The organism is Tissierella pigra, assembly GCF_018917845.1.
GTDB lineage: Bacteria > Bacillota > Clostridia > Tissierellales > Tissierellaceae > Tissierella > Tissierella pigra.
In genome coordinates this window covers 2,145,838-2,161,220 of the sequence record NZ_JAHLPJ010000001.1, presented here as the reverse complement: position 1 = coordinate 2,161,220, position 15,383 = coordinate 2,145,838, and the positions used below count along the sequence as shown (strand labels likewise).

Annotated in this window: 15 protein-coding genes and 1 riboswitch; of the genes, 14 read left to right on the top strand and 1 reads right to left on the bottom strand. The window is 30.0% G+C overall.

From position 1 onward, the window contains the following. Window positions 1-15: 15 nt before the first annotated feature. The 6 genes from KQI41_RS10585 to KQI41_RS10560 all read left to right on the top strand — a co-directional run bounded on the left by KQI41_RS10585 (window position 16) and on the right by KQI41_RS10560 (window position 5,367). Window positions 16-363 carry an MATE family efflux transporter gene (locus tag KQI41_RS10585; RefSeq protein WP_154442819.1) on the top strand — a complete coding sequence of 116 codons (348 nt, stop codon included), beginning with the start codon at window positions 16-18 and terminating at the stop codon, window positions 361-363. A gap of 173 nt (window positions 364-536) precedes the next feature. Further along, window positions 537-1,472, top strand: coding sequence for an ABC transporter permease (locus KQI41_RS19125; protein WP_326828368.1), 936 nt, complete (start codon window positions 537-539; stop codon window positions 1,470-1,472). 2 nt (window positions 1,473-1,474) lie between these two features. Beyond that, complete coding sequence (locus KQI41_RS10575; RefSeq protein ID WP_154442817.1) at window positions 1,475-2,266, top strand: ABC transporter permease; 792 nt, start codon at window positions 1,475-1,477, stop codon at window positions 2,264-2,266. Continuing rightward, window positions 2,259-3,059 (top strand): ATP-binding cassette domain-containing protein, encoded by an 801-nt coding sequence (locus KQI41_RS10570; RefSeq protein ID WP_154442816.1) that lies wholly within the window; start codon window positions 2,259-2,261, stop codon window positions 3,057-3,059. Before KQI41_RS10575 ends, KQI41_RS10570 begins: the two co-directional genes overlap by 8 nt. Beyond that, entirely contained in the window at window positions 3,026-3,748 is a 723-nt protein-coding gene (locus KQI41_RS10565) for an ATP-binding cassette domain-containing protein (RefSeq protein ID WP_154442815.1), read from the top strand. The genes KQI41_RS10570 and KQI41_RS10565 overlap by 34 nt, the downstream gene beginning before the upstream one ends. Continuing rightward, window positions 3,745-5,367, top strand: a complete 1,623-nt coding sequence (locus KQI41_RS10560) for an ABC transporter substrate-binding protein (RefSeq protein WP_154442814.1) — start codon at window positions 3,745-3,747, stop codon at window positions 5,365-5,367. The genes KQI41_RS10565 and KQI41_RS10560 overlap by 4 nt, the downstream gene beginning before the upstream one ends. A gap of 31 nt (window positions 5,368-5,398) precedes the next feature. Here the strand turns inward: KQI41_RS10560 and KQI41_RS10555 are convergent, their stop codons facing one another. Further along, window positions 5,399-6,376: an AraC family transcriptional regulator gene (locus KQI41_RS10555; protein ID WP_154442813.1), complete on the bottom strand. Its 978-nt coding sequence runs from the start codon at window positions 6,374-6,376 to the stop codon at window positions 5,399-5,401. 581 nt (window positions 6,377-6,957) lie between these two features. Here KQI41_RS10555 and KQI41_RS10550 point away from each other — a divergent pair. From KQI41_RS10550 to KQI41_RS10515, 8 genes are all read left to right on the top strand, one after another. Then, window positions 6,958-7,944 carry a siderophore ABC transporter substrate-binding protein gene (locus KQI41_RS10550; RefSeq protein WP_244971103.1) on the top strand — a complete coding sequence of 329 codons (987 nt, stop codon included), beginning with the start codon at window positions 6,958-6,960 and terminating at the stop codon, window positions 7,942-7,944. 19 nt (window positions 7,945-7,963) lie between these two features. Beyond that, a complete protein-coding gene (locus KQI41_RS10545; RefSeq protein WP_216585252.1) occupies window positions 7,964-8,977 on the top strand; it encodes an ABC transporter permease in 1,014 nt (337 codons plus the stop codon). Continuing rightward, window positions 8,974-10,038, top strand: coding sequence for an iron chelate uptake ABC transporter family permease subunit (locus KQI41_RS10540; protein WP_154442811.1), 1,065 nt, complete (start codon window positions 8,974-8,976; stop codon window positions 10,036-10,038). Before KQI41_RS10545 ends, KQI41_RS10540 begins: the two co-directional genes overlap by 4 nt. Further along, window positions 10,035-10,787, top strand: a complete 753-nt coding sequence (locus tag KQI41_RS10535; protein WP_154442810.1) for an iron ABC transporter ATP-binding protein — start codon at window positions 10,035-10,037, stop codon at window positions 10,785-10,787. The genes KQI41_RS10540 and KQI41_RS10535 overlap by 4 nt, the downstream gene beginning before the upstream one ends. 481 nt (window positions 10,788-11,268) lie before the next feature. Next, the gene (locus KQI41_RS10530; RefSeq protein ID WP_154442809.1) at window positions 11,269-11,736 is read left to right on the top strand and encodes an NUDIX hydrolase; all 468 of its coding nucleotides are present in this window, start codon (window positions 11,269-11,271) and stop codon (window positions 11,734-11,736) included. A gap of 360 nt (window positions 11,737-12,096) precedes the next feature. Continuing rightward, a riboswitch (FMN riboswitch) is annotated at window positions 12,097-12,210 on the top strand. 132 nt (window positions 12,211-12,342) lie between these two features. Further along, window positions 12,343-13,446, top strand: a complete 1,104-nt coding sequence (gene ribD / locus KQI41_RS10525) for a bifunctional diaminohydroxyphosphoribosylaminopyrimidine deaminase/5-amino-6-(5-phosphoribosylamino)uracil reductase RibD (protein ID WP_154442808.1) — start codon at window positions 12,343-12,345, stop codon at window positions 13,444-13,446. 6 nt (window positions 13,447-13,452) lie between these two features. Next, entirely contained in the window at window positions 13,453-14,103 is a 651-nt protein-coding gene (locus KQI41_RS10520) for a riboflavin synthase (protein ID WP_154442807.1), read from the top strand. 19 nt (window positions 14,104-14,122) lie between these two features. Then, the gene (locus tag KQI41_RS10515; RefSeq protein ID WP_154442806.1) at window positions 14,123-15,343 is read left to right on the top strand and encodes a bifunctional 3,4-dihydroxy-2-butanone-4-phosphate synthase/GTP cyclohydrolase II; all 1,221 of its coding nucleotides are present in this window, start codon (window positions 14,123-14,125) and stop codon (window positions 15,341-15,343) included. The last annotated feature ends 40 nt before the right edge of the window (window positions 15,344-15,383 follow it).

Here is a 15,383-nt window from a genome sequence, read left to right as displayed (position 1 = left end):
ACTATAAAAGATGAGATGTTAAAACCAAATTTTATTTTAAGTCTTTTTAATGTAAATAGTGAAATAATAGCTTTAGGCATAGGATATTTTAGAAGTTTGTATACCGTATTCATTCTTTATGGAATAATGATAATGAACATAACATTTTTCCAATCCATAGGTAAAGGTAGCATTGCCAGTAGAATAGTTTTATTAAGACAACTAATATTATTTGTTCCTAGCTTACTATTGTTTTCAAAAATATTTGGAATCAATGGAGTTTGGTTTGCCCAATCAATCGTAGACTTCATCATGATTATAGTAGGACTAGCATTACAGAAAAAAGAATATAAAAGATTAAAAGTTATAAAGATAGAATTATAAAAAATAGAATATAAGATTAATTGAGTAGGAGGTAGCTAATTATCTCCTACTGGATTACTATTAATTCACAAAAATATCTAAAAGGGAAAAGAAAAGTCCAAACAGGAAAGATAATCATTATCAGTTGGTGTATATTTATTCTTATGAAAATCAATTAAGAAAGTAGGTGATGTATTATAAAATTAGATGTAAAAAAGATTATAAAAAGATTAAGTGAACTTTTCTTCACTTTATTATTTGTAACTTTACTTTCATTTATACTCATGAGAGTTTCAAAAGTTGATCCTGCAACGGCTTATGCTAAAAGAGCAATAGGAAATCCAACAGAACTTCAAATAGAAAATATTAGAAGTAGTATGGGTTTTGATAAACCATTACTTGTACAATATTTTTCTTGGCTAAAAGGATTATTTCAAATGGATTTAGGAAAATCCTTAGTAAGTGGATATAGTGTTTGGGATGAAATATGGAAAGCCTTTCCTAAAACATTATTAATTGTAGGAATATCATCAATTATACAATTTATATCAATTATAGTTATTGGTTCACTTATGTTTATTTTAAAAAACAAACTCATAAGAAGATTGTTTAAAGTATTATGTATAGTTGGAATATCAGTACCATCATTTTATATATCTACTTTATTTTTAGATATTTTTGGTGTTAAATATAATTTAATTTCTGTTACTAATAATATTGGGTTTAAAGGTTCAATTCCTCCAGCTATATGTTTAGCAGTTTTTATAATATGTTTTTATGTACCATTATTTTATAACGGGCTAATTAAAGAGAGTAATGAAGATTATTCTATGTACTTAAGATGTCAAGGTTTGTCTGAGTTTAAAATACTTATAAATCATTTAATTCCAAATGGAATACTAGGAATTATTCCAAGTTTTCTACAGAGTATAGGTTTATCCATAGCAGGGGCTACTGTAATAGAGAGAGTGTTTTCAGTACCAGGTTTTGGATATTTAATTGTAAATAGTGTTATAGAAAGAGATGCTCCTATGATACATTCAACAGTATTTTTCTTGGCTTTTTTCATAGCTTTAATGAATATTATAGCAGATATTATAAATGAAAGAATAGAAGGAGAAAGGAGTTAGCTATGAATAAGAACTATATAACTATAGGAATTTCTATAATATTAATTATTTTAATATTTATGAGTTTTTTATTTGCACCAAATGACCCGCAAGAAGCAGATCTTATGAATAGATTTCAAAGTTCTTCTGATAAATATCTACTAGGTACAGATCATTTAGGAAGATGCTTTTTATCTAGATTATTATATGGAGGAAAAACTACATTAGGAATTATTTTATTTAGTGGATTAATTATATTTATAGTAGGAACTTTATTAGGAATGATACTTTCTAAATCTATAATAGGAACTTACTCAATAGTAGATGGGGCTATAAATGCAATAACTTCTATTCCGCCAATTGCATATTTAATAGTTTTTATAGGTGCTTGGGGAAATGGAATTAAAACTATGATTTTAGCTATGACAGTTTCTTATTCTCTAAGATATATGAAACTTATAAAGACAAAGACAGATTTAGAACTAAAAAAAGCATATGTATTATGTATTAGGTCATCAGGAGCTTCAAAAATTAGAATACTATTTGTTCATATTCTGCCAAATATATTTAATGATATGATTGAGTTTATCTCATTATCTTCAGCAGACATGATACTTACAATAACAGGATTTTCCTTTATAGGATTGAATCTTGGGGATAATGTGGTGGACTGGGGAACTATGATTTTAGAAGCTAGAAATTATGGACTAGTAAATCCTAAACTAATTATATATCCAATACTTGCTGTAATAATATCCTCCTTAACTTTTAATATTATGGGAAGTAGTATAGGAGGATTGAATAGCAATGATTGAAATTAAAAATCTAACAGTGGGAACAAATCAAAAGAAGATTATTAAAGAGATAAATTTAAATATATCTAAAGGAGAAATAGTAGGATTAACAGGTAAAAGTGGTTCGGGAAAGAGTACTCTTTTAAAAACTATTTTTGGAATAAATAATTCTAATTTCAAAAAATATAATGGAGATATTTTTATAGACAGTTTAAATACAACTGATTTGTCTAATAGAGAAATACGAAAAATAAGCGGAAGAAAAATAGGTTATATTCCACAAAATCCAATGTCAGCTTTTGATACTAGATATACTACTGAAAAATTAATGATTGAAATTTTTACAGATAGATTAAATGTATCTAAAAGAGATGCGAAATCCATAGCAGTAGAAAAGCTAAAACAACTAGGACTAAATGATACAGATAGAATTTTAAGTTCAAATTCCAATGAATTATCAGGAGGACAGTTGCAGAGAATAACTTGTGCAATATTAACTGGTTTAAATACAGATTATATATTGGCTGATGAGCCTACTTCTGCATTAGATTTTGAAAATACTAAAATATTGGTCAATGAATTAAAAAAGTTCAAAGAATCTTCAGGGATTTTATTAATATCTCACGATATAGATGTTCTTGAAGAAATATGTGAACAGGTTTATGTAATGGAAGATGGAGAAATAATAGGAAATGGGTCTATAAGTTCTATATTGTCAGAACCCAAAAGTGAGTTTATGAAACAGATTAAGAAGATGAGAAAGTTAAAGGATGATAGAACATGGAATACAGAGAAATATTGCTTCAAGGCATAAATAAAACCTATATGACTAATAAAGGTGAATTTCATGCTTTAGATAATATAGATTTAAAAATAAGGTCTGGAGAAAGTATATCTATATTAGGTGAAAGTGGCTCTGGAAAAAGTACACTTGCTAAAATAATTTCTAAAATAGAAAATCCTACATCTGGGAAAATGTTTTTCGATAAAGAAAATATTACAAATTTAAAAGGAAAAAAACTACTAAATTTTAGAAAAGACATTCAAATAGTTTTTCAAGATACATCAGGCACATTAAATCCTAAATTAAGTGTTTTAAGAAATATGGAAGAAGGCTTAGTAAATCTAACTAATTATAATAAAAATGAAAGAAAAGAAATCATTTTAGAGCTTATGAAAAAGTTAAATATGAAAGAAGAGATTTTAAATACCCCTGTTAGAAAATTATCTGGCGGAGAAGCTAGAAGAGTATCTTTAATTAGAGCCTTAGGAACAAACCCTAGTTTTTTAGTATTGGATGAAATCACTAGTGGATTAGATTTGATCTCTGAAGATATGGTTTTAGATATGATAAGTGATTCTATAAGGGCTTTTAACATGACAGTAATATTTGTAACTCATGATGAAGAAAGTGCTAAAAGGATTTCCAATAGGCTTTTATATATGGATAAGGGAAAAATAATGTATGAAAAAGCTATAAAAGCAGAAAGGATGATAATATGAAAATTAAAAAAATAGGTATACTTGCTTTAACTCTAATGTTATTAGTAAATATATTAACTGGATGTAGCAAAAAAGAAGAGGTAGAAGTAGAAGAAGTTTTGAAAGAGGAAGTTACAAAAGAAGAATCTAAAGAATTAGTAATATGTACTGCAAAAGAACTTACTAATTTAACTACATTGACTATGAATAAAGAAAACAATATAGCTTGTGGACTTATATATGAGTCATTAGTTAAATATGAAAATGATAAAATTGTTCCAAATTTAGCTAAAGAATGGGAATGGAATGATGAAGGAACAGTTTTAACTTTTAAATTACAAGAAGGAATAAAATATCATGATAGAGAAGACTTTAACGCTGAATCCGTAAAAAAGGCTTTAGATTTTAATCACTTAAACCCTAATTTCAGTGGTATAAAAGCAGTAGCAGAATTAGAAAACGTAGAGGTTATAGATGAATATACAGTTGCTATAACTTTTCCTCGACCATCTTTATTTTATATAAATGATTTTTGTTTCCAAAATGTTATGTCTATGATGAGTCCTAATGTTATAGAAGAAGGAAATTATCAAACTTTTACTGATGTAATTGGAACAGGTCCTTATGTAAGAGAAAGTTTTATATCTGGCGATTCAACTGTATTTGTTAGAAATGAAAACTATTGGGGAGAAAAGCCATATTATGAAAAAATCATAGTAAAATATATACCGGAAAATTTATCTAGAATACAAGCTTTAAATTCTGGAGAAGTAGATTTAGTATATGGAGCAGATTTAATAACATACGACGATTTTACTCAAGCCACATCATTAAAAGATATAAAAGGACAAGTTAATGAAAATCCAACCCTTACAAGAAATTTAATATTAAATACATCTTCTGAAACTTTATCAGATATAAATATTAGAAAAGCCATAGCTCATGGAGTAAATAAAAAAGCTATTGCAGAAGGATTAACTTTAGGAAATGAAAAAGTTGCTGAAAGACTTTTTAGAGAAGGAACACCTTATACTGATGTAGAAATAGATGAAGTATATGATTATAATGTAGATAAAGCCAAAGAGTATATTGAAAAGTCAGGATGGACTTTAAACGAAAGCACAAATATTTATGAAAAGAATGGTAAAAAACTTAGCATTTTATATACTTATTGGACAGATTTATCATTATCAAATGAAATAGCTCAAGCTGTGAAAGCAGATTTAGGAAAAATAGGTATAGAGGTTATAACTGAAGGAAAGGATCAAATGACTTGGTGGGTAGATGGGGTAGAAGGAAAATATGATATAACTACTTGGAATACAGAAGGTTCTTATACTGAACCAAATAAATTTTTTACAGAATCTATGGGAGCAGACCCTCATAATATATCATACCAAGGTCTAGATAACTACCAATATATAAAAGGACAAATAGAAGAATTCTCCAATATAAAAGATGAAGAAAGAGTTAAAGAAATATTTAAAGTATTATTAAATGAAAATAACAATAATGTAATAGATTTACCTATTACTTATGCAAAAGATTTAGTAGTATATAATGGAAATAAGATAAAATCTTATAATTTCTCAAATGTACCACAATTTTTTGATATTTTTGGAGTAGTTCCAAATAACTAAAAAAAATAGCTTTAAACCATATGGTTTAAAGCTATTTTTGATTATTTTGTTTTTTAATTTTTCTATAATCAGAAGGTAGTAGATTAAACTCTGTTTTAAAATTTGATGAAAATTTACCTGGACTTTTATATCCAGATTTTAGAGCAATATCTAAAATTGTATCATTTGTAGTTGATAGTAATTTTGCAGCTAAATCCATTCTATAAGACCTAGTAAAACTATAGATAGTAGTTCCATACACATCTTTAAAACATTCCTTTAAAGAGGATTCTGAAATATTAAAAATAGATGATAATTCTTTAATAGTGTAATTCTTAGAGATATTTTCTGTTAAAAACTCTTTTATATTTTTAATAGTGTTAACTTGATTTTTATAATAGTATTTAGGAGTATCAAAAATAGATTTGCCGTCAATTTTACTTAAGAACAATATAATTTCTAGTACCTTTAATTTAAAATAGTATTCTAAAAGCTCTTTAGGAGCAGAATTTAGTTCTTCAAAAATATGATTTATTTCTTTAGCATTTCTTATAATAAATCTAATCTGTGAATTATCATTCTTTAAATTGTTTCTAATTTTATATAAATTTATATTGGGGAGGTCCATAGATTTAGCAATATTATTTAAACTTATATTTGCCTTTGGAATATTTATTAAAATAGATATTCCGTGATAATGATTTAATGGAAAAGTAGAATTAATAGCTTCATGAAATAGTTCAAAAATAGACAAATCGCCTTTCCCAATATATATGTATTTTCTATCATTAAGTTCAGATTCAATTCTTCCTTCTGTACAAAAATTAATCTCAATAGTATCTTTTATAGGAATCTTATCATAATCACATTTTTCTAAATGCATACTATGATAGAAAATCTCAATTCCTGAAAACACATTATATTGTTTAACAAAACCTTCCCCTGTATTATTAGAGAGTATATATGTAATTGAATTATCTTCATTTATATTCCTTTTAACATCATCAGGATAGTAGTATATTATATCCAATGTAGCACCCCTTTACTTACTAAGTAAAAATATATCAATTAATTATATTGTATAATAAAGTTCATTGATAGTAAATCTTATACTATGAATTAGTATTGAAAATGAATATTGATAAGAGAGAATAAGGTTTTGTTAATGTGAAAAATTTGTGGTAACAATTACTTACTAGCCTTGTATATATCAAACCATCATCTATTTTCTTATGCTAAGCATTACTCTCATACTTTATAAATTCCGTTATATTTTATCACTATGGATCATAGTGTTGAAGGATATGGATTAATCTTGGATTTTCATTTTAAGAATAAGACCCAAAAAAATTAAAGCTATTAAAATGGTTGACAATATCTTTTTATTTGGTATAATTTAATAGAATATTGAAGTTGATAATCATTATCATTGTTGTGATATTTGTATTGTTGCTTTGCACTATAGTGAAATAAAGAAAATTATTACTTAAATCACGTATAAAAATATAGCATAGATATTGGTTTCGTCAATTCAATAATTTTGTCTATTATATTTATACATAAGGAGAGATATATATGAAAAAATCTAAAATTTTTAAAGTAACCGTTATTATGGCAGCTTTTGTTTTAATGTTGACAGCTTGTACGAATTCAGGTAATAAACCTAATGACACTGAAACTAATGGGCAAGTAAATGAACCTGTTGAAGTTTCAACAGTTGAAATCACTGATGTTCATGGAACTGTTACTGTTCCTGTAAATCCAAAGAATGTAGTTGCTTTGGATAATAGAACTTTTGAAACTTTATCTGATTGGGGAATTGAATTAGTAGCCGTTCCAAAGGGTGTAATGCCTGCGGATTCACCATATGTAGCTGATGAGTCAATTCAAGATATTGGAAATCATCGTGAACCGAATCTTGAAATTATAGCAGCTCTAGACCCTGAACTTGTAATTGTTGGTCAAAGATTTGCTAGTTTTTATGAAGATATAAAAAAAATAGTGCCAAATGCAGCTGTTATTGATCTTAATTTTGATGTTTCTGAGGCAACTGACACACCTGGGGAAAACTTAGTAAATGGACTTAAGAATTCTACAATGGCTTTGGGACAAATTTTTGATAAAAATGAAGAGGCTAAACAATTGGTAGCTGATTTTGATAAAGCTATTGAAGACGCTAAGTCTGCATATAATGGAACGGATACAGTTATGAGTGTTATAGTTTCTGGTGGAGATATTGGTTTTTCAGCTCCTCATTCTGGACGTGTTTGGGGACCAATGTATGAAATCTTTGGATGGATTTCTGCACTAGAAATTGATGGTACTTCTTCAGATCACCAAGGTGATGATATTTCTGTTGAGGCTATTGCACAAAGTAACCCAGATTGGATTTTCGTACTAGATCGTGATGCAGCAATATCTTCCACAGAGGATGCAGTTCCTGCTCAAGATGTTATTGATAATTCACCTGCTCTTAAAAATACAACTGCTGTTTCTGAAGGACGAATAGTTTATGCACCAGCAGACACTTACACCAACGAATCAATACAAACTTACCTAGAGTTATTTGGAGATATTGCAAAGGCCTTAGCTAAGTAGCATAAAGGAGTGTAACATAGTGCAAAAAAATACAATACAGAAAATAACTGGGGTTGAGAATTCTCAGCCCCAGCGTTATAATCACAATAAAATATGGACAAAACCTTTTATAATAACAATTATAGTTGTTATTATTTTAGGTATTATATCATTGTTTACTGGTGTTTATGACATACTAGGACAAGAGGATGGAATGAATATGTTTTTCATAACTCGTGTTCCAAGAACAGTTTCACTAATGCTTACTGGAGCCGCCATGTCAATGTCAGGTTTGGTAATGCAGCTTATTACACAGAATCGTTTAGTTGAATCTACAACAACGGGAACTATTGAATGGGCAGGTTTGGGACTTGTTTTTGTTTACTTAATATTTCCTGCTCCAACTTTGGTACAACGAATGACTGGTGCAATTCTTTTTTCTTTCATAGGAACGATGATTTTCTTTTTGTTTTTAAGAAGAATCAAACTTCGTTCGTCTTTAATAGTCCCGATTATTGGGATGATGCTTGGAGCAGTTATTTCTGCAATATCCACTTTTATAGGATTGGTTTTTCAAATGACACAAAATATTGAATCTTGGTTTGTAGGTTCTTTTGCATCGGTTCAAATTGGCAGATATGAATATTTATGGCTAATTGTTATGGTTACTTTTTTTATTTTTATCTATGCTGATAGACTGACTTTAGCAGGACTTGGGGAAGATGTTGCAACAAGTCTTGGAGTAAACTATAATAAAATAGTTCTTCTAGGCACTGGTCTTATTTCTTTTGCAGTTGGAATTGTTGCAGCTGTTATTGGAAACTTACCTTTTTTAGGTTTAATTGTACCAAATATTGTTTCAATGTATAGAGGAGATGATCTTAGGAGTAATTTGCCTTGGGTATGTGTATTAGGAATGGGTACTATAACTGTTTGTGACATAATTTCTCGAACAATCATAATGCCTTTTGAAGTACCTGTATCTTTGATACTTGGAACAGTAGGGTCAGTTGTATTTATTGTTATTTTATTGAGACAAAGGAGGCTAAGATGAACGTATTAGAATATAGTAATAAAAGAAATATCGAAATCGATTCTAGCATACATAATGAAAATAGATCAGCTAGGGCCTTCCGTTCTAAGAAAGAGGAAAAACGTTATTGGATTTTCTTGATAACATTATTTGCTTTAGGTGCTCTTTCTTCATATGGACTTTTGGTCTACAATAACCCAGTTCCAGTAGGTTCCCCGTCTTTTATTCCAGTAGTTAGAAGAAGAATGGTAGCTCTTGTTGCGATGATTATTGCTGCAATTTGTCAAAGTTTGTCCACTGTTGCTTTTCAATCAATTACTAATAATAGGGTTATAACTCCTTCACTTTTAGGTTTTGAAGCACTTTACTCAACAATTCATACTAGTACAATATTTTTCTTTGGTGCTAGTACATTTATAAATTTTAGCGGTATTGGATCATTTATATTTCAAGTTGTTGTTATGGTTTTAATGTGTTTGATGCTTTATGGATGGCTGCTTTCTGGAAAATATGGAGATTTACAACTTATGCTTTTAGTCGGAGTTATTATTGGAACTGGGTTAAGGTCTTTGTCATCTTTTATGAGAAGACTTCTAGCACCTTCTGAATTTGATATTCTACAGGCAAGATTGTTTGGTTCTGTAAATAATGCAGATTCAGCATATTTTTCCGTTGCCATTCCAATCGTAATAATTGTAGCATTACTTATTCTTGCTTATTCTAAGAAGCTAAATGTATTGTCACTTGGAAAGGATGTCTGTACTTCTTTGGGAGTTAATAATCAATTTAGTGTAATTTATACTCTTGTATTAGTTTCTATTTTGATGTCAATTTCAACGGCTTTAGTTGGACCACTTACTTTTTATGGATTTTTAGTTGCGACTTTGAGTTATCAAGCGGCACCAACTTATGATCACAGATATATTTTTCCAATGGCTCTTGCTATAGGATTTTTGATAATAACAGGTGCATACTTTTTTATGTATCATGTATTTAATGCACAAGGTGTAGTTTCAGTTATTATCGAAATGTTTGGCGGAATAACATTTTTAATTGTAATTTTAAGGAAGGGGACTTTATGATAAAGATTGATAATGTTAATAAGGTGTATACTGATGAGGTAAAAATAGGACCTTTGAATATTGAAATACCAAAAGCTGGTCTTACTTCTTTAATTGGACCAAATGGTGCTGGAAAGTCCACGACACTTTTGATGATTGGAAGACTTTTGGATATGGATGAAGGCCAAATTAATGTGGCAAATATGGATGTTTCTGAATCTAAATCGGAAGACTTAGCAAAAATTTTAACTATTTTGCGACAGGAAAATCATTTTGTAACTAGGCTTACAGTTAGACAATTAGTTGGATTTGGGCGTTTTCCTTATTCAAAGGGAAGATTAACTAAAGAAGATGAGGTTATTATTTCTAAATATATCGATTTCTTAGGCTTGACTGATTTAGAAAATAGATATTTAGATGAGCTTTCTGGTGGTCAAAGACAAAGGGCATATGTGGCAATGGTTTTGTGCCAAGAGACTGAATATGTACTTTTGGATGAGCCACTTAATAATCTTGATGTTGCTCGTTCTGTTCAAATGATGGAGCATTTGAGACATGCTGCTAATGAATTTGGAAGAACAATTCTTACTGTTATGCACGATATAAATTTTGCAGCCAAATATTCTGATAGAATCTGTGCTATGAAAAATGGACGAATTGCTGCTTTTGGAACAGTAGAAGAAGTTATGGATGCAGAATCATTAACAGATATTTTTGAAACGAAAATAGAAATTATTGATGGACCTCATGGACCAGTAGCGATTTATTAGTTATAAAATTACTCCTAATAATAAGGTGTTTTCAGTAGAATTGGATGCTCCACTTTTGGTAAATGGTTTTTATTATTTTAACTATCTACCAGAATTGGAGCATATTTTTTGATAAAAATAGTATATATTAAAATTTGTAGTCATAAAACTTATGATTCCTACTTATTAGAATTAAAAATCAGGAGTTCTCTAAGTATGAAAGGCTGTCTCCATGATAATTCTGTAGTTGACGTTACATTCAAGATTTTTAAAATTGAATTTTCTAATAACTATTATGTTGAAAGCTTAGAACAGTTAAGTGTTGACAATCTAATTTATTAATACTACAATGATGGAATCAATAAATATTAATGGAGAGATATTTAACCTCAATAGATATTGAAGTTAAATATCTTTACTGAGGCTACAAGATTATATTAATTCTCTAGATATGACCTTACATCCGATATTTAAATTATATTAATAAAATAGGGGTGATATAATGCCAAGAGCAAAGTTTCAAGTATTAGTAATACCATATGTTATACAAGATAAACAAATTAAGTATTGTACATTTCTAAGAGAAGACATGAATATTTGGCAATTTATTGCAGGTGGTGGTGAAGATGATGAAACTCCCATAGAAGCTGCTAAAAGAGAGGCTAATGAAGAGGCAGATATTGCGTATACAACTTCATATTATATGTTGGATACTTGTTGTAGTATTCCTGTTGAATGTTTTAATGAAGTTGATAGACAGAGATGGGGAGAGAATTGTTTTGTTATTCCAGAATATTCGTTTGCAGTGGATGTAAATGTAACAGATTTAAAGCTATCACATGAACATGTTCAATATAAATGGCTTGATTATAAATCAGCAAAAAAATTGCTGAAATATGATAGTAATAAAATTGCCCTTGGCGAATTGAATACTAGAATTAAAAAAGGACTACTTGGTGAAAAGAAATAATATACTACATCATTTGAAAAAAACGTTATTAATATTTATCACGATTTAAGAGTGCAATATGAACCTACAACTGAAAAACTGAAAAGTGGAAAAGTTAGCTTAATAAGCTATATATGAATTATATAATGTAATACATATAAGATTATCATAGGAGGTAGTATGCAGAAATATGAAACAATGATTATTGTTATAGCATTCTAACTGCGAAGATCTATATTAGAGATAATGATTTGTTTAAAGAAGTATTATTAATTAATATTATATAAAATTTATTTTCCTACAGTAACTTGACACAATCACAAGAATAATTAATATTGACATACTTATTCCATTGTGATAAAGTTATCATGTAAAAAGTAAATAAATCTTCAGGGCAGGGTGTAATTCCCTACCGGCGGTATAGCCCGCGAGCCGTAAGGTTGATTCGGTGAAACTCCGAGGCCGACAGTAAAGTCTGGATGGAAGAAGATGTGTGGATATAGTCTTGATGTATAAGTCTATGGTTATTTGACCATATAATTTATAATCAAGAGAACTTTTAGAACTTACATGCCCTGAGAATATATTCTCAGGGTTTTTTATGTATAAGCAGATTGGAGTGGTGGGATGAATATTGATTATATGAGTAGAGCACTTGAGTTGGCAAAAGAAGGAATAGGTTATACAAATCCTAATCCACTGGTAGGTGCAGTTATAGTTAAAGATAATAGAATTATTGGAGAAGGTTATCATAAAGTTTATGGCAGTCATCATGCAGAGATTAATGCCTTCTTAAATGCAAATGAAGATGTTAAAGATGCAACTATGTATATTAATTTAGAACCTTGCTCTCACCATGGTAAAACTCCACCTTGCACAAAGACCATCATTGAAAAAGGAATAAAGAAAGTAATTATTGGACTAAAGGATCCTAATCCTATAGTCTCAGGGAGAGGAGTACAAACCCTTGAAGAGGCAGGTATAGAAGTAGTTATAGGGATTCTTGAAGAAGAAGGAAAAAAGTTAAACGAAATATTTATTAAGTATATAACTACAAAGTTTCCCTTCGTTATAATGAAAACAGCAATGACTCTTGATGGTAAAATTGCCACCTATACAAATGAGTCAAAGTGGATTACAGGAGAACTTTCCAGAAAGTATGTACATGAGCTTAGACATAGAGTGACTGGAATTATGGTTGGAATAGGTACAGTACTTGCAGATGATCCATCTTTAACAACCAGACTTGAAGATAGCAAGTGTTGTGATCCAATAAGAATAATTGTAGATAGCAGTGCCCAAATTCCTCTTGAAGCAAAAGTTTTAAATCTTGAATCAGATGCAGGAACTATTATAGCAGTTACTGAAAAAGCTAATAAGGAAAAAATAAAGATGCTTGAAAAAAAAGGTGCTGAAGTTATTGTAACGCCTTCTAAAGAAGGAAGAGTTGATTTGAGTTTGCTTATGAAGAAGCTTGGTAAAAGAAACATTGACAGCATTCTGCTGGAAGGGGGAAGTGAACTAAATTATGCTGCCCTAGAGGAAGGCATTGTTGATAAGGTAAATGTATTTATAGCTCCAAAAATCATCGGTGGAAATACTGCTAAAACTCCTATTGGTGGACAAGGGAAAGCATATATAAGAGAGGCAATAGAACTTGAACGTTTAGATTTTCACCGTTTTGGTGAGGACATAATGGTAGAAGCATATATAAGAAAAAAAGGAGGTTAGAAATTGATGTTTACAGGATTAGTAGAGGAAATTGGTAAAGTTGAATCTATTATTAAATCTACAAAGTCATCTAGAATAACAATTAAGGCAAATAAGGTGCTGGAAGGAGTAAAGTTAGGTGATAGCATATGTACCAATGGTGTATGTCTTACTATAAATTTCTTTGATAGTGGAAGATTTAGTGTAGATGTAATGGCAGAAACAATAAGACGAAGTAATCTGAGAAACTTCTCACTTGGAGATGAAGTTAATCTTGAAAGAGCTCTAAGATTAGGTGATAGGTTGGGTGGACATATTGTCAGTGGTCATATTGATGGTACTGGAACCATTGTAAATTTTCAACAGGAAGATAATGCAGTATGGATTACAGTTGCAACCTCATCTGAAATTTTAAAATATATAGTTCAGAGAGGTTCAATAGCTATAGATGGTGTTAGTCTTACAGTAGCTTATATAGATGATTCGGTATTCAAGGTTTCCATTGTTCCTCACACTAAACATATGACTACTCTGATTCGTAAGAAAGTTGGAGATAGGGTAAATTTAGAATGTGACATGATAGGAAAATATATCGAAAGGTTCATTGGGGCTAAAGATCAAACTTCAGTTAAAAACCACATAGATTTTGATTTTTTAAGTAAACATGGATTTTCATAAAAATAAATGGGGGAAGAAAATGAATAAGTTTAATACAATTGAGGAAGCAATAGCAGATATCAGGGTAGGAAAGATTATAGTTGTAGTAGACGATGAAGATAGAGAGAATGAGGGAGACCTTCTAATGGCCGCTGAGAAGGTAACTCCAGAATCTATTAATTTCATGGCAAAGTACGGTAGAGGTTTGATATGTATGCCAGCTACAAGGGAGCGACTAGTTGAATTAAATATTCTCTCAATGGTAGAGAGAAATACAGACTCACATCAGACTGCCTTCACTGTTTCAATTGATGCTGTTGAAACAACAACAGGAATATCGGCTTATGAGAGGGCTGTTACCGTACGAAAAGTTCTTGATTCTAATTCAACAGAGGCAGATTTTAAAAAGCCTGGGCATATGTTTCCGTTGGAAGCTAAAGATGGTGGAGTATTGAAAAGAGCAGGACATACAGAAGCTGCAGTGGATTTGTGTAAGATGGCAGGTTTATATCCTGCTGGTGTTATATGTGAAATAATGAACGAAGACGGAACTATGTCTAGAGTTCCTCAGCTTATGGAATTTGTAAGGGAACATGATTTAAAGATAATTACCATAGCAGACCTGATTGCCTATAGAAGAAAGAATGAAACTTTTATAGAAAGGATAACTGAAGCAAAGCTACCTACAAAATATGGTGAGTTCAAAATGATTGGATATGCAAATATCTTAAATGGAGAACATCATGTAGCTCTTGTAAAGGGAGAGATTTCAGACGGTGAATCAGTTCTTATAAGAGTTCATTCAGAATGTCTTACAGGAGATGCTTTTGGTTCATTAAGATGTGACTGTGGAGAACAATTTGCAGCTGCCATGCAAAAGATAGAAGAGGAAGGTAGAGGAATTCTTCTTTATATGAGGCAAGAAGGCAGAGGAATAGGTCTTATAAATAAAATTAAAGCTTATGAGTTACAGGATCAAGGTATGGATACAGTTGAAGCTAATTTAGCTTTAGGTTTTCCAGCTGACTTAAGGGATTATGGAATTGGAGCTCAGATTCTATCAGACTTAGGGGTGAAAAAGGCAAAGCTTATGACTAATAATCCAAAGAAAATAGCAGGTCTTACTGGTTATGGTATAGAAATTGTAGACAGAGAGCCAATTCAGATGAATCACAATGAAAAAAATGAGTATTATCTGAAGACAAAGAAGCAAAAACTAGGACATATACTTAGTTTTAGTGAAAATAATATAATTAAATGAATTTAAACATAAATAATATTTATTAAAATGGAGGAATTGG